The following is a 20,734-nucleotide window of genomic DNA, read 5'->3' as shown; positions in this document are numbered from 1 at the left end:
TTTATCAAGCCCCACTTATCCAAAAAATAATATCAATGCGAAACCATTTGGCGCAATTTAAAAATTGCTTGTTTGTGGATTTGAGAGATTCTTGATGTAGTTAATTTGAGAACTTTTCCTATCTCTGTAAAAGTTAATTCTTTATCATAAAACAAACTTAATACGAATTGTTCATTTTCACTCAGCTGTTCCATAGCTGTATAAACAAGCTGCATATTCTCCTGTTTGACAATATTAGCTTCTGGTGTTAATTCCTTTTCATCAGGAATGCTATACCCGATTCCTTCTTTGAATTCATCATTTGACCCTTTTTCTTCCATAGACAGCAAATTTGCAAAAAAGCTATCTTTTATTACTTCTTCCACTTCTTCTTGTGAGAGATCAAGGTATTCGGCGATATCTTCCGAACTGATTTCTCTCTGGAATCTCTGCTCGAGGAGTTCTGTCGCGTGATCAATTCTTTTCACTTTTTCCCGAGTGGATCTTGGCAGCCAATCTTCTTTACGTAAGCCATCAATTATGGCACCCTTTATTCTAATAGAAGCGTACGTATCAAATTTCAAGTCCCTGGTTGAGTCAAACTTTAACAGTGCATCATATAATCCGTATAATCCCAGACTTTTTATATCATCTTTATTTACGCTTTTCGGAAGGTTTGATGCGATTCGCTGGACATGATATTGAACAAGATACATGTAGTTTTCTATTAATTGATTTGTATTATCATCACTTTTATTCTTTTCCCAGTTTCTCCATAACTCCTCAATTGATGTATCTCTTCCCATCGAATCACCTTTCCATTTCTATTGTTATATCGGTTTTATATAACTGCAATTCCGCTATTAACTGTTCTGATCTCCAGCATACCTGTTTCTACATTGAATTCTATCGTTCTACCTTTGTTGCCACCAACGTCTTCTGCTATAATTGGTATTTTTTGTGCGGTTAAATGCCGCCTGACCGCTTCTACATTCCTGTCTCCAATCCGTAACATTTTGTTTTCGGATCGAAAGGAGAACATATGCGCCCCACCCGCCATTTTAGCTTTTAAAGCATATTTCTTTGCTCCAAGCTGGTACAATTCTTCTAGGAGAAGTTCTATAGCAGTATCGGCGTACTTCATTACATTGTTTGTTTCTCTTTTAGATGCAGTTGAATCAGGTAACATAATGTGAGCAAGTCCTGCAATTTTGTTTGTACTGTCAAATACTACAACACCGACACAGGAGCCAAGCCCTGAGGTTTTCAATAAATTGGGTGCTTTCGTTGTCTTCAGATCTGCTATCCCTACTTTTAAAATTGTTGATGTGATGGTTGTCATTTGTCCAGAACTCCTAATGTTGCGAATATTTTGTTAAAAGAGTCTGGATCAGGCAATAAGAAAAAGTGACCTTTGACAGAATGTGCCGAATTCCCGCCACCTTCAATCATTGTATCAATAATGATTGCATAATCACTTTCCTGCGATATCTCGACAAGACCTTCCATAAGGATCGCTGCTGCCATATCCATTACCAGTGTGGGAACAGTAGGTTGCATATTTATGGAAGTAAAATCAGAAAGAGCTGATAAATAGGAGCCTGATAAAATATTGCCAATTTCTGAAACTGCAGAGTGAGCTAGTTCATTTTCCATCAATTCTTCTGCCCTAAAATATTTATCGCTAAGTAATTGTTCTACTAATGAATTTGTTTCATCAGGTGACAATACAAAAAACATACTGCCGGGCGCTTCACCTTGAATTCTTAAAAATACGGCAACAATCAGTGTTTCCGGACCACCGACATACTCCATCAGTTCATTAAAATCGACTACATTAATTGACGGAATCGTCATATCAATTTTCTTGTTCAGTAAGGTAGACAGGGCAGTTGCCGCATTTCCTGCCCCTATATTGCCGATCTCCTTTAGTACATCCAGATGGGTTTGAGTTAATTGATCAATTCTTACCATTTATAAGTGTGTTCCTTCCCTTGCCTTTTCGTAAGATTCCAATGACAATACATTTTCTAATTGTAAAAGCATTATTAATCTTTTATCAACCTTTGCTACACCTTCAATATAATCGGCATCTACTGTTCCAATCACTTTTGGTGCTGGTTCGATAATTTCCTGAGGGATATCAAGTACATCATAAGCTGCATCGACAATAAACCCTACATCAAACTTCTCCATATGAACAATTATTATTCTTGTACTATCAGTCTGTGCAATTGGGTCCATTCCAAATCGCTCACGGAGATCTAAAATCGGTGTTACAACTCCACGTAAATTAATTACCCCTTTTACAAATTCCGCTGTCTTCGGTACTCGAGTAATGTGCTGCATTCTCTCAATACCACCAATTAATTCAACTGGTATGGCATATTCCTCTTTTTCGAGCTCAATTATAATGGATTGCTGATTTTTTGTTCCTTCCATTTTTTCACTCCTCCTAGTTAATTAATGTGTTAGTATCAAGTATTAACGCTACCTGTCCATCTCCTAAAATCGTAGCACCCGAAATACCGAATACATCTCCAAGATAATCTCCCAGCGATTTAAGTACTATTTCCTGTTGACCAATGAATTTATTGACAATTAACCCAGCCATTTTTTCACCTTTTCGGATAATGACAACTGAACACAAATCATCCTCTTCTTCCACTTCCGGTACCTCGAAAACTTCTTTTAAAGAGATGAGCGGAACAACTTTCCCTCTGAAGTCAATGACCTTTTTATTGTGTGCATTTAATATTTCTTTTCTATTTATTATTGCAGTCTCGATAATCGAGGATAGTGGAACTGCATATTTCTCTTTTTCCACCTCGACTAAAAGCACAGAAATAATTGATAATGTCAAAGGTAGCTGGATAGAGAATAAGGAACCTTCCCCCTCTTTTGATTCAATCGTAATCGATCCACCAAGCGATTCAATCGTATTCTTTACAACATCCAAGCCTACACCGCGCCCAGAGACGTCAGATATTTTATCTGCTGTTGAAAAACCACTTGACATGATTAATTGAAATACTTGTTCATCAGATAACGTATTTGCTTCTTCCGCTGTGATTACCTGATTTGAAATAGCCTTGTTTACTACTTTCTGCCGGTTAATCCCAGCACCGTCATCTGCTATTTCAATAAATACGTGATTTCCACTGTGATAAGCTTTTAATAATAAACTTCCTTCTTCATCTTTTCCTCGTTCACGGCGAACATCAGGTGTTTCAATCCCATGGTCTAAGGAATTACGGATCAAATGGACAAGCGGGTCTCCAATTTCATCAATTACTGTTCTGTCCAGTTCAGTCTCTGCACCTATAATTTCAAGGTTGACTTTTTTGCCTAAATCTTTAGATAATTGACGAACCATTCTTGGGAACCGGTTAAACACTTGCTCTACAGGAACCATCCGCATATTTAAAATAATGTTCTGCAAATCTCCGGAAATCCTTGTCATTCTTTCAACTGTTTCCTGCAGCTCTGCATGTTTCAAATTTGCTGAAATTTGTTCAAGACGCCCACGATCAATGACTAATTCTTCAAACAGATTCATTAACCCATCAAGTCGATCGATGTTCACCCTAATAGTTTTACTTGCAACACTTTTCCCGTTGTTTGAATTAGTGGCTGCTTTTTTATTTTCTCCCTGAGTTTCATTTGATTCAGAAACTTCAGAAGCTTTCGTATCCTGCTGTTCGCTACTGCTGCCTTCATCCCATTTTCTTAGTTGGAATGGTGAAATGATTGCTTCCTCAATTTCAGAAATCTTCATAATTCTTTGTTTAATTTCTTCAGCATCAAGCTTTGTAACTAATAACACATGAAAAGCTAAGTCGAAGTTCTCTTCTTCCAACTCCTGAACCGTCGGGTCTGATTTAATAACCTCGCCTACTTGTTCTAATACTTCAAACACCATATAAACTCTTGCAGCTTTTAATAAGCAATTTTCATTTAAACGAATATTCAATTCATAATTCGTGAATCCTTTTTCATTTGATTGATTCAATATTGTTAACTCGAATTCATCTAACTTAGCAAAATGATTAGCGCCAGCCTTCTCTGTTGCCTGTACAGAATTCACTTCAGCTGAAGGAGTGGCAGTTACAGTACTTAAATCTTCATTGTTTTCGATTGCCTGCAGTTTATGTACAAGTTCCTGTACATCCGAGGAACCATCCCCACCACTGGCAATATCTACTACCATTCCTTCCAATTGATCAACTGCCTGAAATATCACATCGATAATATCAGAATTGATAGATAGTTTATTATTTCTTACAGCATCCAGAACGTTTTCCATTTTATGTGTAAGATCTGCTAAATCCTGATAACCCATCGTAGCTGCCATTCCTTTTAATGTGTGGGCAGACCTGAATATTTCACCAACCGTATCCATATTACCTGGTTCATTCTCAAGGATTAAAATCTGATCATTTAATGATTGAATATGTTCCTTGCTCTCTTCAATAAAGACTTCCAAATATTCATTATTCTCCATTACATTCACCCCTGTTGTTTAGATTTTTTTTGGAGCATTTCACTTATATATTGAATATCTAATACATAATCTACTAAACTTGTTTTAACTGCAGCTTGCGGCATTCCGTAAACAACACATGTTTCCTCCGATTGTGAGATCGTTACTGTTCGCGGGTGGCTCCGTTTGAGTGTTTCTATCCCTTTGGATCCATCACTGCCCATCCCTGTTAAAATTACAGCAACAGGCTGACACTCGCGCAGTTTAGCTATTGATGTAAACAGGACATCTACTGATGGCTGATGACCATTGACAGGAACATCTGTCCTCACCTTTGCCAAAAACTTATTTCCGGTTTCCTCCACCTCAAACTGTTTCCCGCCCTGTGCTATGTATACCTTGCCGGGCTCAATTACATCACCATCTTCTACTTCTTTCACATCTATTTCTGATAGTTTATTCAATCTGTCCGCTAAAGATTTGGTGAATCCCTTTGGCATATGCTGAACAATAACAACAGGTGCCTGGAAGTCCCCTGGTAGACTGGTGATCACTTCCTGCAATGCTCTCGGTCCACCAGTGGAAGAACCAATTGCTACAATCGGTTTCAAAGCACGGTTCGTTTTTATAAATGTAGAATTCACTATCCTTGAAGAAACCTGTCGTTCTTCTTTAGAAATTTGGACCTTTGCAGCTTTTTTGGCCGAATGTACGGTAATATTTGATTGAACAGCCTGCTCCACCTTACTAATAATTTCATTTTCAATTTCTTTGATATTCAGTGAGATTGATCCAGACGGCTTTGCGATAAAATCTACTGCACCAAGCGTTATCGCCTCAATGGTTTTGTCTGCACCAGTTTTGGTTAAACTTGACAACATTACGACAGGAGTAGGATGTCGATCCATTATTATTTTTAATGTTTCTATGCCGTCCATTACGGGCATTTCTACATCAAGTGTAATGACAGCAGGTTTAATTAGTTCGATTTTTTTAATAGCATCTTCGCCATTTCTGGCTGTACCGACAACTTCCAGACGCTCTGACTGGTTAAGAATATCTGAAACCATTTTTCGCATAAATGCTGAATCATCGACTACTAAGACGGAATATTTTCTCATGTTAGTTACCCCTCTGCGAAAAAATTCATTAACTTATTTAAAAAGCGAGAACCAATCTGTTTCTGTGGCATTTCCCCCAGAAATTGATTTGTAATCTTTATAATAGCTTCCGATGCTTTTGATTTTGGATTATCAAGAACAAAAGGATTCTGGTTTAATACTGCTTTTGTTACTGCCTGATCATCTGGCACCACACCTAATGGATGAATATCGTATTGCAAAAAGCGTTTGACAACTTCAGTAAATCGAAAAATAGTCTCATCACCTTGCTTTTGTTTCAGTGCGCGATTCAGAATAAGATAGATCGATGTTTCCTGATTACTCAAAATATGTTTCACCATAGAATAAGCGTCAGTTAATGATGTAGGTTCAGGAGTTGTGACAACAATGCACTCATCTGCTGCCAAGATGAAGTGAATTGATTCTTTTGTCACTCCTGCTCCCATGTCAAAAATAATATAATCATACTCCCTTAATAATAGTTCTAATTGCTCAATGAAATAATCCAATTTCCCTTTATCCAATGAAAATATTTCATGGTTCGCAGTACCTCCGGCAATATAAGATAAGTCTTTTGGTCCTGATTCTATAATATCATAAATTGATAAATTTCTCTCGAACATTTGAATAATAGTACTATTTGATGATTTACCAAGTAGAATATCGATGTTTCCCATACCGACATCAAGGTCAAAAAGTAAAACTTTTTTCCCTCTATCTGCCAGACTCAACCCAAAATTTAAAGCAATATTAGACTTACCTACTCCGCCTTTACCACTTACAATCGCCACAGTTTTTGCATGATATTTTCCATGAACTCCTTTAATTCTTGAACGTAATTTTGCTGCCTGATCTTGTTTCATTTAATCACCAACTATTATTTTTGCAATGTTGTCAATAGATGCTTCTTCGATGTCATCCGGAACATCCTGGCCATTTGTAATAAACGCTATACCGGTATTTTGTTCCAGGCACATGTTTAGGATCGATCCATAAATCGATGTTTCGTCTCTCTTTGTAAAAATAACCTGCTTTAAAGGAACAGTCTGGAATTGTTTATAAATTTCTTCCATATCTTTCGTTCGGGATGTTAACGATAAAACTAAATAAGTTTCTGCTTCTTCATATAAATCAATAGTATTCCCTAACTCTTTCACGTATTTTTCATCTCTGAAGTTTCGTCCTGCTGTATCGACTAATATAATATCGTAGTCACTGAATTTCTCCCTGGCCTTTTTATAGTCATCAAAGCTGTAAGCTATTTCAATAGGAATATCCAGAATTTTTGAGTATGTCTTTAATTGTTCAATCGCTGCAATCCGGTAAGTATCTGTTGTAATTAGTGCGACCTTTTTCTGTTCGTTTAAAACACAATGGGCAGCTAGTTTAGCGATTGTTGTCGTTTTTCCTACCCCAGTAGGACCAACAAGCTGGACAATTTGTTTTTCAAACAGTTTATTACCAAATTGACCTTTATTTGCAAGCCGATGCTTCATTTCAAATGCCAGTTCAATCTTTATTTTATCTATGTTTTGTTCCTTATCACTTTTGTTACGCTTTAATATCGTATCTAATAACTCATTTGCAATATGCGGTTTTACCTCCTGATCAAGCATATGGTCATACATTTGCTGATAGGGATATGGAAATTCGGTCTCTTTGTCACTATTATTTTGTATCCAACGCTTCATCTCTCTTAATTCATTCAAAATTGTATTTTCAGTTTTTTTCTCACTATGGTCCTGTTCCCTTACAGCACTGTTTTGCTTCTGAACAGTACTAGTTTGCTGCTGATCCATTGCTGCAAGGACTTCGATTTTCTTTTTTTTGAAAAGACCCAGAAAACCGCCTTCATAGATTTCTTTAGAATTTAAAATCACTGCATCTTGTCCTAATTCCCGCCTTACTATCTGCATTACCTCCGGCATTGTTGCACCTTTAAACTTTTTTACTTTCATGCTACTTTTACCACTCCAATGCTCTGAATTTCTACAGTTGGCTCAATCTCATTATAGGAAAGTACCACAACATGCGGAAAGAACCTATCCAGCAGTTGCTTTAGATACATTCTAATTGTAGGTGAGCATAACAGGATTGGCGTTTCTTCTTGCAACGACATATTTTCAACATTTTCAGCAACAGACTGGATCACGCGCTGTTGTGAATCAGGATCCATCGCCAAATAACTGCCATGTTCGGTTTGTTGAATATGTTCGGCAATTAATTTCTCTACTTCTCCGGAAATAGTAATTACCTTGAGCTGCTCACGACCCTGAATGATGTCTGTCGTTATTTGCGCTGATAAGGATTGTCTCACATATTCAGTCAGTAAATCCGTATCTGTCGTCATTTTTCCGAAATCAGCTAACGTCTCAAAAATGACAGGCAAATTCTTGATAGAGACATTTTCCCGCAATAACTTGGCAAGTACTTTCTGAACATCTCCAATTGAAAGCGGCTCTGGTGTTACTTCTTCGACCAAAATAGGATAACTTTCTTTTAAATGGTCGATGAGTTGCTGTGTTTCCTGTCGACCTAATAATTGATGTGAATGTCGTTTAATCACTTCTGTTACATGTGTCGAAACCACTGAAGGCGGATCAACAACAGTATAACCGGATAATTCTGCATCATCTTTCGTTTCATCTGTAATCCACTTCGCCGGCAAGCCGAATGCTGGTTCTGTTGTATCAATTCCATCAAGCTCATCATCTTCTATGCCTGGACTCATTGCGAGAAAATGATCTAACAGCAATTCACCCCTGGCCACTTCGTTTCCTTTTATCTTTAATCTGTATTCATTCGGGTTTAATTGAATATTGTCTCTTATCCGGACTACAGGGATGACTAAACCTAACTCAATAGCAAGCTGCCTTCTGATCATTACAATTCTGTCTAACAAGTCCCCTCCCTGATTAGAATCTGCTAAAGGAATTAATCCATATCCGAATTCAAATTCAATAGGATCCATATTGATAAGTCCGACAACATTTTCTGGTGCTTTCATTTCTTCTGATTCTGATTCATCCACTTCAGACTCGGTTGGTACCGTATCTGCTTTTGCCTGGCGTGATAGTAAAAACGCTCCTCCTGCTAGAACAATGGCAATAGATGTTGTAAGCAGGAAATTGATTGGCGTTAAACCTAATAAGAAAATGGTACCCGCAGCTACATAAAGTAGTGGGGGGAAACGGAAAAGCTGACTCGTTATATCAGAGCTTAAATTTCCTTCTGACGCCACTCGTGTAACAACGATACCTGTCGCCGTCGAAATAAGTAATGCCGGAATCTGACTGACTAAACCATCACCAACCGTTAATCGCATATAAGTGTCAATCGCCTCATTAAATGGTAAGCCGAGTTGAGCCATCCCAATAATTAAACCGAAGATAATATTTATAAGGACAATGATAATACCGGCAATCGCATCCCCTTTTACGAATTTACTCGCACCATCCATTGCCCCGTAAAAATCTGCTTCATTTTCAATTTTTCTCCGGCGATCCTTAGCCTGCTGCTCATTAATCATTCCTGCATTCAAATCCGCATCAATGCTCATTTGCTTACCTGGCATTGCATCCAATGTAAAACGTGCTGCAACTTCTGATACACGTTCACTACCTTTTGTAATAACTAAAAACTGAATAATTACCAAGATAACAAATACAACAAAACCAACTAACGGGTTGTTGCCAATAACAAACGTACCAAATGTCTCAACTACTCCACCTGCATCTGCTTCAGATAAAATGGACCTTGTTGTAGAAACATTTAATCCTAAACGAAATAAAGTAAGTATTAATAACAAGGAAGGAAAGACAGAGAATTGCAAAGCATCTGTCGTATTCATTGATACAAGGATAACAATTAATGCTAGAGATATGTTTACAAGAATAAATATACTAAGCAGCCATCCTGGTAATGGGACAACTAACATAACTATGATTAAAATAACACCAATTAATACGGAAAAATCTCTAGCTTTCATTCACTTACAACTCCTTTAACTTGCTTCCAAACCCTATTTAATCTTTTTCTTAACACGATACACATATGCTAAAATTTCAGCAACAGCCTGGAAGTATTCTTCCCCGATAACTTGACCAATCTCTGTCTGTGCATACAATGCTCTTGCTAAAGGTCGATTCTCAACCATCATAATATCATGGTGTTTTGCAATATCCTTTATTTTGACTGCAACAAAATCTACACCTTTCGCAACAACATAAGGGGCATCTGCCTTACTTTCTTCATATTTTAATGCGATCGCGTAATGAGTAGGGTTTGTAATAATTACATCTGCTTCAGGTACCTGGCTCATCATCCGCTGCATCGCCATCTGCCGCTGTCTTTCTTTTATTTTTGATTTAATAAGTGGATCCCCTTCGATATTTTTATGTTCATCTTTAATATCATTTTTTGACATCCGGTTTTGTTTCTCAAAATCATATCGTTGATAAGCATAATCAATTACCGATATAATTAACAATGCAATAGCTGCAGCCAATCCCATTTGTATTGTCATGGAGCCAAAAAACGCCATTGCACTCGTAACATTTTTATCATATAGCATAATCATTTCATCTTTGTTCATCCAGATAATTGAAAAAGTAATAATACCAACTACTATAATTTTTAATAATGATTTGACCAGTTCTACTAATGCTCTTACTGAGAATATCCGTTTAGCCCCCTGAATCGGATCAATTTTACTTAATTTCATTTTTAACGGCTCTGAAGTAAATAAAAATCCTATCTGTAAGAAATTAGAGGCAAAACCTGCTACAATGGCTATAAGCATAATAGGAGCTAATGCAATTCCAATCTGGATGGTGAAATCCAGAAACATCTCAAAGATTTGTTCTTCTGTTACAGCTAAATGGATGTATTCAGTAAAAGATTTACTATACATACCGGTCATTGTATTCCCTAAAGATTGACCAATAACTAACAGAATAATAAATACAAAAAAAAGCAGGATCGCAGTATTTACATCAGAACTTTTTGCAACTTGCCCCTTTTTACGAGCATCTTGCCTTTTCTTTGGGGTAGCTTTTTCAGTTTTTTCACCAGCAAAGTATTGTAAATCTAACTTTAGATGCATTATTAGGCACCACCTAATATATGAATAAGTGACTGCATTGTTTCAAGAGTATATGAGAATAACTTTTGAACAATAGCAATATAAAATGGAACAAACATAAATAATACGAGAAAAGAAACTAGTATTTTTAATGGCAAACCAACAACAAACACATTTAATTGCGGAACAGTTCTGGCCATTATCCCCAGGGCTACATCTACCAGAAACAAACAGCCGACAACTGGTATCGAAAGTTGAAAGGCAATAACAAACATCTGACTAAATGTACGTAATATAAAACTAAGATTGTTCAATGAAACAAGTGAATCAATTGGGATAATTTCAAAACTATAAAACAATCCATTAATTAATAGATGGTGACCATCAACTAGTAATAAAAAAATAATTGCTATAACATAAAAGTACTGTCCTATTAACGGACTCTGCGCCCCTGTCTGTGGATCGACAACATTCGCTATCGCAAAACCCATCTGAAAATCAATAAAACCGCCAGCTATCTGGATCGCAGAAAGTATGATATATGCAATCAGGCCCAGCATTAAGCCAATAATTGCTTCTTTCATAACAAGCAGGATGTATGCACCATCGAAAGCCACATCAGGGATTGGAATGGTGTATAACATAATCCATGATAGGAAAAACCCAATACCGATTTTTAATTGATTCGGTATTGTACGATAAGAGAAAATAGGTATTGTAACAAAGAAAGCTAACACTCTCACTAAAATTAATACAAACGCCGGAAACAAGTTAACATTAATAATTTCTAACATAATTTATCCTACAAACTGATTAATATTTTGAAATAAATTTGCTGCAAATTCTACCATTAAAGAAAGCATCCATGGTCCGAATATTACAATTCCCAATAATACAGCAACAATCTTTGGAATAAAGGCCAAAGTCTGTTCTTGTATTTGGGTAGTTGCCTGAAAAATACTGACAAGAAGACCGACAACCAGTGCAAGGAGCAGAATGGGACCAGTAACCAGTAGAATGGTGTAAATTCCTTGTTCTGCTAATGATACGACAAATTCCCCACTCAATGTTTACACCTCTCTCTTACAATCATCATAATGGTAAGAAACCTTCCAACAAGGAATGTGTGATTAAATACCAGCCGTCTACTAAAACAAATAATAAAATTTTGAATGGCAAGGAAATCATTACAGGAGGCAACATCATCATCCCCATTGACATCAATACACTAGCTACTGCCATATCGATTACGAGAAAAGGCACGAAGATCATAAAACCCATTTGGAAGGCCGTTTTTAATTCACTGATAGCATATGCCGGAACTAATGTCGTTAATGGAATATCCTCCACTGTTTCAGGCTCTTCAATTGAAGCAAAATTCATAAACAGGGCTAAGTCTTTTTGTCTTGTATGTTTCGCCATAAACTCTTTTACAGGCAGGCTTGCATTATCATAAGCTTCTTCTAAAGTCACTTCTTCATTGAATAATGGCTGTAATGCCTGCTCATTCACTTCCTGGAAGGTAGGAGCCATAATAAAAAAGGTCATAAACAGTGCCAATCCAACTAATACCTGGTTCGGCGGCATTTGCTGTGTTGCTAAAGATGTTCGAACAAATGACAAAACAATGATAATTCTAGTAAAACTAGTCATTAAAATTAAAATACTTGGAGCTAATGAAAGAATGGTAAGTAATAATAATAACCTGACTGAGGTAGAAAGGTTTGCCGGATCTGTTCCCGAAAAAACATCAATTAAATTAATGACCATGATCTTTTTCCTTTTCCTTCATCTTTTGCAGCATTTTCTTCCGACCCTCTTTCATTTCTTCTAGCTCCTTGTGAAATAACTGACCAAATTCTCTTTTTGGCGGTGTTGTCTCTCTCTTGTCATTCTTTGTCATTTTTTCTTTAATAAAATCTAATGGCTGTGTCTGAATATCATCAGATTGTTTTATCTGCTCAATTGTTTCCATATCGGTTATCTCTAATAGTAATTCAATATTATCAGCTAAACCGACTGCAAAATAGCGCTCCCCAATTCGAACAATCTGGACTGATTTGTTTGTCCCTAAAGTGATCCCTCCATAGCTTTCTAAAACCTGATTACGGCCAAGATACTTGTTACGTTTTTTGAGGAAATTTGCAATCAAGTAAATCAGTCCGATTACAACTGCTAAAGCTATTAACAGTTTAAACAGGCTCCCCAGAAAGCTTGTTGACTGGATCGTAGTTTCAGAGTTTTCAACACTTGTCTCTAGCTCGTCATCTTCAACTGTTTTCCCAGTTTCTTCATTGTTTTGTTCACTATTTTCAAGATGTTCCAGTACACTTTGAGATGCCGAAACGGGTTCATCATAGAAGCTTACGAAGAACAATGATACGATTGTGATGACTAGTATGTTTCTAAACTGTTTCATTATGTTTATCCTATTACTTTAGAAATTGCTTCAATTACACGATCAGCCTGAAAAGGTTTAACGATGAAATCTCTTGCTCCGGCTTGAATTGCATCAATTACCATCGCTTGCTGACCCATAGCTGAACACATAATTACATTAGCGTCACCGTTTAATGCCTTAATGTCTTTTAAAGCTGCAATACCATCTTTTTCTGGCATTGTTATATCCATTGTCACTAAGTCTGGTGACAACTCTTTATATTTTTCCACTGCTTCGGCCCCATCTTGTGCTTCTCCAACTACTTCATAACCGTTCTTAGTTAAAATATCTTTAATCATCATTCTCATAAATGCTGCATCATCAACTATTAATACTCTTTTCGACATAATCACTCAATCCTCTCTTACTATCTGTTTAATTGTTTTAGTCTCATTTCTTTACTTACAATATCTGTTACACGAACCCCAAAGTTTTCATCAATTACTACTACTTCACCTTTAGCAATTAATTTTTGATTAACTAGTATATCTACCGGCTCCCCTGCCAGTTTATCCAATTCAACAATCGATCCTGAAGACAATTCCAATATGTCTTTCACTGTTCTCTTTGTTCTTCCTAATTCAACGGTAACCTGTAATGGTATATCCAAAAGAAGATCTAAATTTCGCTTTTCTTCTTGTTGAAGCGGTACATCGTCAAATTCTGTAAATGACGCTGCATGGACTTCAGAATTAGCTGCTGTTTGCTGTCCCAACTGACGGGGTTCCCTTGGCGGCTGCTGTGCCGTATGCTGAACCGGCTCCTGTACCTGCTCTTGAGCGGCAGAATTATTATTGAAATTACCAGCATCCTCAACAGGTTCCTGAACAGAAACTGGTTCTTCTTCAATAGAAGAATTGAGTAAATTATTGACTAACTCTTTTGCAAAAGGCAGTGGTAACAATTGCATTATTTTAGAATCTATCAATGTACCGATTTTCAATTGGAAAGACACTTTAATTACAACATCTTCATTTGCTTCCAATGTCTTACTAGCTTCTTCCTCTGTAACATCCATGATCGAGATAGATGGTGGAGAAATGTCCACTTTCTTATTAAAGATTGTCGACATACTGGTAGCAGATGTTCCCATCATTTGATTCATAGCTTCCTGTACTGCACTTAGATGAATTTCAGAAAGCTCTGTATTTTCTATCTCTCCGTTACCACCCAGCATTAAATCTGCAATCACCGCTGCATCTTTAGATTCTAGAATAAACAAGTTTGCACCTGTAAATCCTTCTGTATATTTTACCTCTACACCTACATACGGTACAGGAAACTCTTCTTTTAATAACCCTTTGTCAATTACCGTAATAGTTGGTGTGGTTATTTCCACTTTTTGATTCAATAAGGTAGATAATGTTGTGGCTGAACTTCCAAATGATATATTCCCGATCTCTCCTAGTGCATCTTCTTCTAATGAAGAAAGATATTGATCAGTGGAAAGAGAGCTACTTTCAGAAGTGCTATCATCACCAGCTGTACTGTCACTGGCACCTAAGAGTGCATCTATTTCATCCTGTGATAACATTCCATCATTCATCATCGTAATCCCCTCCCTTTATTTCTTCCAAAACTTGTACTGCTATTTTGCTCTTCTTCTTACCAGGCTGGACATAGAATTTCGGAATCTGATCTACTTCCAGTACCAATGGATCATCTATTGACTGATCCAGAAGAATAGTATCATCATTACCTAGGAAGAGCAATTCCTCAACAGTTATAGAGCCTTTTCCTAAAACTACCGATAGATTCATTGGTGCTTTTTCGATATTTTTCGAAATCGATTCATACTCTTCCGGCTTTCTTTCCTTAGTATTTTCATTTTGCATCCAGTAATGAACAGATAACTTTGGAATGATCGGCTCTAAAACAACATGCGGTATACATATATTAATCATTCCGCTGCTCTCTCCAATTGTAGTATCCAATGAAACAACAACAACTGTTTCGTTTGGTGATACTAGCTGGAGAAACTGGGGATTTACTTCGAAATCTTCTAAAATCGGGTCAATTTCTGCAACTGTTCCCCATGCTTCTTGTAGATTATCCAATGCTTTTTCAAACAACTGCGACATTAGGCTTGTCTCAATTTCAGTTAATGTATCTATTTTGTTCACACTATTTCCTTTACCGCCCAGCATCCTGTCAAGCATAGCATATGCTATATTCGGATTAAATTCAAAGATAATTCTCCCGTCCAGCGGTGCTACACTGTATACATTAAGTATAGTCATCGTAGGAATGGAACGGATGAATTCTTCGTACGGTATCTGGTCAACAGATGCCACATCAATATCAACATATGTTCGTAGCTGTGCTGAGAAATACGTTGATAATAATCTGGCAAAATTATCATGGATTCTGGAAATACTCCTTATCTGATCCTTGGAAAACCTTAGAGCCCGCTTAAAATCATATACCTTAACTTTTTTATCTTTTTCTTCCTCTTTTAACTGATTGGCATCCATCTCACCTGATGACAATGCAGATAAGAGTGCATCTATTTCACTCTGGGACAGTACTTCATCCGGCATATTTTCACCTCCATTTCGGAGAATTGCTTACTGAATTACTTTACTAATAATTAGTACTTCAACAATTTTTCCTTCTGTCATTTCCTGATTCATCGCATTCATAATATTTTCTTCCAATTGTGGTAAGTTCTCACGGAAATCATTTTCAGTTAGATTAATAGACTGTTTAATAAATTCGTTTTTCACTTGAAATTCCCGCTTTTCAATTTCCTCAACAGCTTTTTTACCATCTGTTATAAATTGAAACTGGATAAGAACAAAGCTGCCATCAGACAAGTCTGTTTTCATCTCGTCTGTTGTATAAGAATATTTGACCATTTCATCAATTGTCAATTCCTCATCTGCTTTCACCTGGGAATTTATTAAAAAATATAATGTAGCTCCACCGCCGATAACAATTACGACTAATGCAATAACTAATACTCTTAACAATTTAGGATTCATTTTGATCACCTAATTCTCCTTGAAGTGGTATCAACCCAATAGATTGATAAAATTGTGTAGCTAACCTGCTGACTTCATCTTCCGATTCCTGTACAAACAACTTTTTCTGATTGACTAATGTAATCGTCGTATCAGGAAACGACTCGATTCTCTCGATATACATAGCATTCAGAGTTACCTTTTCATGGTTTAATTTCGTTAATTTGATCATAGTAGATTAAAGAAGTTGAGACAATCATTTTATTATTCGAATGATTTACTTGCGGAATCCCAGCTCGCCTTATTGCCTGGTGCCTATATTCCCTTCTGGATAATCATTCTAATAATGAATTAACTATCTTATTGATGTCTCAACCTCTTCCTCCTTTTATCGTTTTAAGTTAACGAGTTCCTGTAAGATTTCATCAGAAGTCGTAATAATTCTAGTATTTGCCTGGAACCCACGCTGTGCTGTAATCATTTCAGTGAACTCTTCTGATAAGTCGACATTGGACATTTCAAGAGCTCCGGCTACGATGGAGGCAGTACCGTTGGATTCAGGTTCAAAAAGGAAGGTCATATCAACATTCTCCTCTTGAGGGTCGATTATAATCTCACCATCAGCGTTTACGTCCACATCAGTAGATATTCTCGCCAATTGCCCAGCATTTACAGAATCCTGAAACATATTAGAACCTGTTTTGTTTAAACCGCCAGGATTTGAGAACTTAGCAAGCATGATTTGACCTGCTTCCATAGTTTGACCATTTAAAATATAAGTCACTTTACCATTTCCTTGAATACTAAAGCTTTCAGCATCTCCAGGGATTTGTATTCTTCCATAAATATTGTCGACGATACCATCTGATTGAAAATTAGTTGGGTCTGTATTAGTAGTTGATGCAGCTCCAGCCATTACATCTGTCTTTCCTATTAAGTATTGACCATTTGCATTCACGATATATCCTTCATCATCTAAATACATATTACCCGCACGTGAATATGAAATATTAGTCTGAGCAAAGTCTAGACCACTAGCTGCGTCTGCATCAAACTCATTACCATCTCCATCTGTATAGGTGAGTTCATTTTCATTATAGACAAGACCCGTACCGAAAACGAACATTCCATCTCCTTCTAACTGTAGATCTAGTGGTCTTTGAGTTGTTTGTCGATTTCCTTGAGTATGAATATTATCTATTGTCCCGAGTTGAACACCTGTACCTACTTGAGATGGATTGATCCCTCCACGAATATTAGTCGGAGCACTTGCTCCAGTCACTGGCTGACTCATCATGTCCTGGAATGTTGTTCTGCCTTTTTTGAAACCTACTGTGTTTACATTGGCGATGTTATTACCTACTACATCTAATTTTGTTTGAAAACCTTTCATTCCTGATATACCCGCATACATTGATCTTAACATATTTTTTATCTTCCCTTCGATTCATGATTAATCAGCTACGTCTGTCAGTCAGTAGCTGTAAGCCTCCCGTTGGTGGGTCCAGCTTTTAGTCGATTAGTATCGTTCCATTAATATTTGTGAAAATTTTACTTTTCGTTTCGGCACGCTCCATTGCTGTAATTACTGTATTGTTATTTACATTGACAATAAAAGCAGCGTTCTCCATTAAAACTAAAGACTCTTTGATCCCTTTTTGTTTCGCTTCACTAATTTTTGTTTCCATCTGAGACCATTTCTCATCGTTTATCAGGATATTTCGAGCATCCATCCGTTGCTGTGCATGTTTACTTATATTCAGCTTGCTTTCCTGCTGTAAAAGTTCTGAAAAGTTGCTGTTCGTTTTTACATGCTTTGCGGTTTGATTACCTGGAATAACCGGATGATGCAGTGCATGTATTTTTGTGTTCATAATTTCCCTCCTTTATACAGAAGGTGTCTCAGGTCCTGTCCCATCAATTTCAGGATCATTTACCGCTTCATCAGAATCCCCGGTCTCTTCTGCTGGTTCCTCTGTTGCAGGTTGTTCAGTTTCAGGTGTATTACCATTTTGTTCAATTTTTATTATTTCGTCAGTATAAATTTTTGTGCCATTTTCCAACTCTAATACCGCATAACCTTCTTTTTGAGAAATTGCCACAACATTACTGATTTCTTCAACTTTTGGTTCAGTCACTTGCCCTGTTTCTTCATCAATTTTATAGTATGTCACTTGCTGACCAATTAAATGACTGTACTGTATAACTGGTGAAACCATTTGATTATTTACCAGATTAGTAATAGCTGTATTCATTTGCATCATTTGTTCCAATGAAGAAAATGTTGCCATCTGCGAAATGAATTCCTTATCGTCCATTGGATTTGACGGGTCCTGATTCTGCAACTGTGTCATTAAAATCTTAAGAAACTCATCTTTACCCAATGAAGAGCCGTGTTCTTTCACTGTCGACTGATTTTTTAAATAATAAGTCGGATCGATCGAAGTCATTATTAATCACCTAAACTTTCATATCCATTAATAGGTCATGGAATGTGCTGTTATTATCTTGTTCACTCTCAGATTCATGCTCTTTATACTGGTCACTGCCGCTTTGACCCTGTTCACTGGTCTGCTCAGAATCATCCTGCCACAGTTTGTCCTGGCTGTTTTGCATGGCAATTGGTTCCTGTTTTTCAATTACAACCTGCTGTGGTGAGAACATATGTCGCAACTGATTTAAATTTCCTTCAAGCAGTTCTTTAGCTGCTTGTGATTGAACAACCATCTTTACAACCATTTCACCATTCACCTGCGTTAACTTTACCATCACATCACCCAAATTCCCTGGCTGGAGTCGTAATATTAGCTGGTTTGTACCATTGGGTGACTTCAAAAAACTGCTTTTTTGTATGGCCTGCTGGAATTGTTCTAGTAACTGTTTTTGAGCCACTTGTTCTCCAGTATTCGTTTGTTGAACATGAATAACAAACTGTTGAACTTTAGAAGTAGACTGCTGACCGGACCAGCTCGCCACATCTGCGCGTACTAGATTGGAATCTGCTTTCATTGTTGTCTCATAATTTTCTAACGCTGATTTCAACCATTTGGCAATATCGTCTTTTGTTACTTGCTGTGTCTGACCGTAAAGCTTGTCTGTTTTCATTCTGTTTTGGTAATTCTCGACCATTTTTCCCCAGACGCTTTTCGCTTTTGATTGGTCAACAGCTGATAGAAAATTGTTTAAGGCAGCACTATCCTGCTGACTTAACTGCGACCATTGCTGAAGCATATTCATTAGCTGCTTATAGTCTTTTGTTGTAATCAACTGATTTTCCATTTTGTTAATTAGTGTTTCTACATTACGCCACAGTTTCGCAATTTTCTCTATGTCAATGGCCACATTTTCCATGCTGACTTGCTGGACGTTTAATGAAGTTGTAAGAAAACTGGCTATATTTAGCCCGGAAGATTCATTTTCACTATTATTTCCAAGCAAATCTTGCAATTTTTGTAATATATCTACTTGAACAGGGACGGTTGAAGTATCTTCACCGGATTGTTGAACACTATCCTCGGCAACTATTTCCATAAATTCCTCGATAAATTTGATTCCTTCCTTTGAATCAGCTTTATTTAGTAATTCCTTTATTAAAGATAACATCTCTATATAAGTATGTTTTTGACTGTCTGGTTCAACATCATTAAGCGCGTGTAACATTGATTCTGCTGGAATCTCTTCTCCAGCTATTATTTTTTGAATTAAGGATACCAGGCCGAAGTTAGTACTCTTTTGATCTTTTAGATCACTGTTACTCAGCACTTGCTCCATAGATTCCTCAGAAACCTCTTCCCCAGCTAGCAATTCCCTTAATAAATGCAGTACTTCTTCGGGTGCCTCACTCAATATGCTAAGAAGTTCAGTTGCTGAATTTGATTCTTCTTGACTATTAATCATTGTACGTATATTACCATCTGACTGATCTCCCGTTACCCCTGAAAGCAATTGCTGAAAGCTGTTGCCTGTTCCTGTTTGATTCTTTGTATTAGGCAAAGACTGTGCTGTTGTTATATTTGCCATAAAATTCGCTCCGACAAACATTTTTTCACCCCCTTTCAAATTGCAGCTGTTCTATTAATTAATTTGCCAGCATAGAAGTATAGTTCGCTGCTGTTTCAGGATCCATCTCTGCCAAAATATCACCAACAATATCTGGATCCAGTTGAGTCAATATAGAAATGGCAAGTTGATCATCAAGATTCTCGATAATAGGTGCAGCTGTTTTAGGTTTCATCGTTTCAAACGATTCGGTGATTTCCTGTGCGGATTCTTCCGCTTCATTAGTCGTTTCTGCTTCACTCGGCTGTTCTGTTAACTGCTCTGAGAGAGACGCAAGTTCCTCTTCTAAATTTGCAATTTGCTGTTCTTTTTCCTGCAGTTGGGATTGCAATTCAGAAACCTCTTCTTCCTTAGCTGCTATCGTGTCGTCCTTTGTATCCATTTGCTGCTCATAAAGCTCCTCTTCATCGGTCGTGACCGTCTCAGAAAGGAAAGGTATTTTATTTAACGTTTCTTTCGTATAGCTGGCAACATCCACGCCCATTATAGATAAAATAATAAGTGCAACAATTGCTGCAAAAATAAGTGGCACAATGATAACTATTATCCATTGTAAAATACCAGGTTTTTTTTCGTTAGTAGTTTTGGGATTGGTTTTCATTTCTT

At 37.0% G+C, this 20,734-nt stretch carries 24 protein-coding genes; all 24 read right to left on the bottom strand.

Annotated elements, in window-relative coordinates:
* Nucleotides 1-32: 32 nt before the first annotated feature.
* Nucleotides 33-785 (bottom strand): FliA/WhiG family RNA polymerase sigma factor, encoded by a 753-nt coding sequence (locus BMW36_RS00615; protein ID WP_089737943.1) that lies wholly within the window; start codon nucleotides 783-785, stop codon nucleotides 33-35.
* Nucleotides 786-820: 35 nt separating this feature from the next.
* Complete coding sequence (locus BMW36_RS00610) at nucleotides 821-1,321, bottom strand: chemotaxis protein CheD (protein ID WP_089737940.1); 501 nt, start codon at nucleotides 1,319-1,321, stop codon at nucleotides 821-823.
* Nucleotides 1,318-1,953: a chemotaxis protein CheC gene (locus BMW36_RS00605; protein ID WP_089737937.1), complete on the bottom strand. Its 636-nt coding sequence runs from the start codon at nucleotides 1,951-1,953 to the stop codon at nucleotides 1,318-1,320. Before BMW36_RS00605 ends, BMW36_RS00610 begins: the two co-directional genes overlap by 4 nt.
* The gene (locus BMW36_RS00600) at nucleotides 1,954-2,421 is read right to left on the bottom strand and encodes a chemotaxis protein CheW (RefSeq protein WP_089737934.1); all 468 of its coding nucleotides are present in this window, start codon (nucleotides 2,419-2,421) and stop codon (nucleotides 1,954-1,956) included.
* Between the two features lie 13 nt (nucleotides 2,422-2,434).
* Nucleotides 2,435-4,483, bottom strand: a complete 2,049-nt coding sequence (locus BMW36_RS00595; protein ID WP_089737932.1) for a chemotaxis protein CheA — start codon at nucleotides 4,481-4,483, stop codon at nucleotides 2,435-2,437.
* Nucleotides 4,484-4,488: 5 nt separating this feature from the next.
* On the bottom strand, nucleotides 4,489-5,583 hold the full coding sequence (locus tag BMW36_RS00590) for a protein-glutamate methylesterase/protein-glutamine glutaminase (RefSeq protein ID WP_089737930.1): 1,095 nt from the start codon (nucleotides 5,581-5,583) through the stop codon (nucleotides 4,489-4,491).
* A gap of 5 nt (nucleotides 5,584-5,588) precedes the next feature.
* Nucleotides 5,589-6,446: a MinD/ParA family protein gene (locus tag BMW36_RS00585; protein WP_089737929.1), complete on the bottom strand. Its 858-nt coding sequence runs from the start codon at nucleotides 6,444-6,446 to the stop codon at nucleotides 5,589-5,591.
* Nucleotides 6,447-7,541, bottom strand: a complete 1,095-nt coding sequence (gene flhF, locus BMW36_RS00580; RefSeq protein WP_089737927.1) for a flagellar biosynthesis GTPase FlhF — start codon at nucleotides 7,539-7,541, stop codon at nucleotides 6,447-6,449.
* Nucleotides 7,538-9,571: a flagellar biosynthesis protein FlhA gene (flhA, locus tag BMW36_RS00575; protein ID WP_089737924.1), complete on the bottom strand. Its 2,034-nt coding sequence runs from the start codon at nucleotides 9,569-9,571 to the stop codon at nucleotides 7,538-7,540. The genes flhF and flhA overlap by 4 nt, the downstream gene beginning before the upstream one ends.
* A gap of 33 nt (nucleotides 9,572-9,604) precedes the next feature.
* Nucleotides 9,605-10,687 (bottom strand): flagellar biosynthesis protein FlhB, encoded by a 1,083-nt coding sequence (gene flhB, locus BMW36_RS00570; RefSeq protein WP_089737922.1) that lies wholly within the window; start codon nucleotides 10,685-10,687, stop codon nucleotides 9,605-9,607.
* Nucleotides 10,688-10,689: 2 nt separating this feature from the next.
* A complete protein-coding gene (fliR, locus tag BMW36_RS00565) occupies nucleotides 10,690-11,460 on the bottom strand; it encodes a flagellar biosynthetic protein FliR (RefSeq protein WP_089737920.1) in 771 nt (256 codons plus the stop codon).
* Between the two features lie 3 nt (nucleotides 11,461-11,463).
* Entirely contained in the window at nucleotides 11,464-11,733 is a 270-nt protein-coding gene (gene fliQ, locus BMW36_RS00560; RefSeq protein ID WP_089737918.1) for a flagellar biosynthesis protein FliQ, read from the bottom strand.
* Nucleotides 11,734-11,758: 25 nt separating this feature from the next.
* On the bottom strand, nucleotides 11,759-12,436 hold the full coding sequence (gene fliP, locus BMW36_RS00555; protein ID WP_089737916.1) for a flagellar type III secretion system pore protein FliP: 678 nt from the start codon (nucleotides 12,434-12,436) through the stop codon (nucleotides 11,759-11,761).
* On the bottom strand, nucleotides 12,426-13,085 hold the full coding sequence (locus BMW36_RS00550) for a flagellar biosynthetic protein FliO (RefSeq protein WP_089737914.1): 660 nt from the start codon (nucleotides 13,083-13,085) through the stop codon (nucleotides 12,426-12,428). Before BMW36_RS00550 ends, fliP begins: the two co-directional genes overlap by 11 nt.
* A gap of 5 nt (nucleotides 13,086-13,090) precedes the next feature.
* On the bottom strand, nucleotides 13,091-13,453 hold the full coding sequence (locus tag BMW36_RS00545) for a response regulator (RefSeq protein WP_089737911.1): 363 nt from the start codon (nucleotides 13,451-13,453) through the stop codon (nucleotides 13,091-13,093).
* A 20-nt stretch (nucleotides 13,454-13,473) separates the two neighbouring features.
* Complete coding sequence (fliY, locus tag BMW36_RS00540) at nucleotides 13,474-14,655, bottom strand: flagellar motor switch phosphatase FliY (protein WP_089737910.1); 1,182 nt, start codon at nucleotides 14,653-14,655, stop codon at nucleotides 13,474-13,476.
* Nucleotides 14,645-15,646, bottom strand: a complete 1,002-nt coding sequence (gene fliM, locus BMW36_RS00535) for a flagellar motor switch protein FliM (protein WP_089737906.1) — start codon at nucleotides 15,644-15,646, stop codon at nucleotides 14,645-14,647. The genes fliY and fliM overlap by 11 nt, the downstream gene beginning before the upstream one ends.
* Before the next feature lie 27 nt (nucleotides 15,647-15,673).
* Entirely contained in the window at nucleotides 15,674-16,090 is a 417-nt protein-coding gene (locus tag BMW36_RS00530; protein ID WP_089737904.1) for a flagellar basal body-associated FliL family protein, read from the bottom strand.
* Nucleotides 16,080-16,301, bottom strand: coding sequence for a flagellar FlbD family protein (locus BMW36_RS00525; RefSeq protein ID WP_089737901.1), 222 nt, complete (start codon nucleotides 16,299-16,301; stop codon nucleotides 16,080-16,082). The genes BMW36_RS00530 and BMW36_RS00525 overlap by 11 nt, the downstream gene beginning before the upstream one ends.
* 156 nt (nucleotides 16,302-16,457) lie before the next feature.
* Nucleotides 16,458-17,495 carry a flagellar hook-basal body complex protein gene (locus tag BMW36_RS00520; protein WP_089737899.1) on the bottom strand — a complete coding sequence of 346 codons (1,038 nt, stop codon included), beginning with the start codon at nucleotides 17,493-17,495 and terminating at the stop codon, nucleotides 16,458-16,460.
* An 85-nt stretch (nucleotides 17,496-17,580) separates the two neighbouring features.
* Nucleotides 17,581-17,943, bottom strand: coding sequence for a TIGR02530 family flagellar biosynthesis protein (locus BMW36_RS00515; RefSeq protein WP_089737898.1), 363 nt, complete (start codon nucleotides 17,941-17,943; stop codon nucleotides 17,581-17,583).
* A 12-nt stretch (nucleotides 17,944-17,955) separates the two neighbouring features.
* The gene (gene flgD, locus BMW36_RS00510) at nucleotides 17,956-18,519 is read right to left on the bottom strand and encodes a flagellar hook assembly protein FlgD (protein WP_089737896.1); all 564 of its coding nucleotides are present in this window, start codon (nucleotides 18,517-18,519) and stop codon (nucleotides 17,956-17,958) included.
* Between the two features lie 10 nt (nucleotides 18,520-18,529).
* On the bottom strand, nucleotides 18,530-20,110 hold the full coding sequence (locus tag BMW36_RS00505) for a flagellar hook-length control protein FliK (RefSeq protein ID WP_089737893.1): 1,581 nt from the start codon (nucleotides 20,108-20,110) through the stop codon (nucleotides 18,530-18,532).
* A gap of 37 nt (nucleotides 20,111-20,147) precedes the next feature.
* A complete protein-coding gene (locus BMW36_RS00500) occupies nucleotides 20,148-20,729 on the bottom strand; it encodes a MotE family protein (protein ID WP_089737891.1) in 582 nt (193 codons plus the stop codon).
* Between the last annotated feature and the right edge of the window lie 5 nt (nucleotides 20,730-20,734).

Origin of the sequence: Gracilibacillus ureilyticus (genome assembly GCF_900111195.1) — a bacterium.
Classification (GTDB): Bacteria; Bacillota; Bacilli; order Bacillales; family Amphibacillaceae; genus Gracilibacillus; species Gracilibacillus ureilyticus.
Note: the sequence above shows the minus strand (reverse complement) of the source record. Positions and strands in the feature narration are given on the sequence as shown.

Coding starts and splice junctions, on each gene's coding strand:
- BMW36_RS00615 (WP_089737943.1), bottom strand. CDS start 785: ATGGGAAGAGATACATCAATTGAGGAGTTATGGAGAAACTGGGAAAAG.
- BMW36_RS00610 (WP_089737940.1), bottom strand. CDS start 1,321: ATGACAACCATCACATCAACAATTTTAAAAGTAGGGATAGCAGATCTG.
- BMW36_RS00605 (WP_089737937.1), bottom strand. CDS start 1,953: ATGGTAAGAATTGATCAATTAACTCAAACCCATCTGGATGTACTAAAG.
- BMW36_RS00600 (WP_089737934.1), bottom strand. CDS start 2,421: ATGGAAGGAACAAAAAATCAGCAATCCATTATAATTGAGCTCGAAAAA.
- BMW36_RS00595 (WP_089737932.1), bottom strand. CDS start 4,483: ATGGAGAATAATGAATATTTGGAAGTCTTTATTGAAGAGAGCAAGGAA.
- BMW36_RS00590 (WP_089737930.1), bottom strand. CDS start 5,583: ATGAGAAAATATTCCGTCTTAGTAGTCGATGATTCAGCATTTATGCGA.
- BMW36_RS00585 (WP_089737929.1), bottom strand. CDS start 6,446: ATGAAACAAGATCAGGCAGCAAAATTACGTTCAAGAATTAAAGGAGTT.
- flhF (WP_089737927.1), bottom strand. CDS start 7,541: ATGAAAGTAAAAAAGTTTAAAGGTGCAACAATGCCGGAGGTAATGCAG.
- flhA (WP_089737924.1), bottom strand. CDS start 9,571: ATGAAAGCTAGAGATTTTTCCGTATTAATTGGTGTTATTTTAATCATA.
- flhB (WP_089737922.1), bottom strand. CDS start 10,687: ATGCATCTAAAGTTAGATTTACAATACTTTGCTGGTGAAAAAACTGAA.
- fliR (WP_089737920.1), bottom strand. CDS start 11,460: ATGTTAGAAATTATTAATGTTAACTTGTTTCCGGCGTTTGTATTAATT.
- fliP (WP_089737916.1), bottom strand. CDS start 12,436: ATGGTCATTAATTTAATTGATGTTTTTTCGGGAACAGATCCGGCAAAC.
- BMW36_RS00550 (WP_089737914.1), bottom strand. CDS start 13,085: ATGAAACAGTTTAGAAACATACTAGTCATCACAATCGTATCATTGTTC.
- BMW36_RS00545 (WP_089737911.1), bottom strand. CDS start 13,453: ATGTCGAAAAGAGTATTAATAGTTGATGATGCAGCATTTATGAGAATG.
- fliY (WP_089737910.1), bottom strand. CDS start 14,655: ATGATGAATGATGGAATGTTATCACAGGATGAAATAGATGCACTCTTA.
- fliM (WP_089737906.1), bottom strand. CDS start 15,646: ATGCCGGATGAAGTACTGTCCCAGAGTGAAATAGATGCACTCTTATCT.
- BMW36_RS00530 (WP_089737904.1), bottom strand. CDS start 16,090: ATGAATCCTAAATTGTTAAGAGTATTAGTTATTGCATTAGTCGTAATT.
- BMW36_RS00525 (WP_089737901.1), bottom strand. CDS start 16,301: ATGATCAAATTAACGAAATTAAACCATGAAAAGGTAACTCTGAATGCT.
- BMW36_RS00520 (WP_089737899.1), bottom strand. CDS start 17,495: ATGTTAAGATCAATGTATGCGGGTATATCAGGAATGAAAGGTTTTCAA.
- BMW36_RS00515 (WP_089737898.1), bottom strand. CDS start 17,943: ATGAACACAAAAATACATGCACTGCATCATCCGGTTATTCCAGGTAAT.
- flgD (WP_089737896.1), bottom strand. CDS start 18,519: ATGACTTCGATCGATCCGACTTATTATTTAAAAAATCAGTCGACAGTG.
- BMW36_RS00505 (WP_089737893.1), bottom strand. CDS start 20,110: ATGTTTGTCGGAGCGAATTTTATGGCAAATATAACAACAGCACAGTCT.
- BMW36_RS00500 (WP_089737891.1), bottom strand. CDS start 20,729: ATGAAAACCAATCCCAAAACTACTAACGAAAAAAAACCTGGTATTTTA.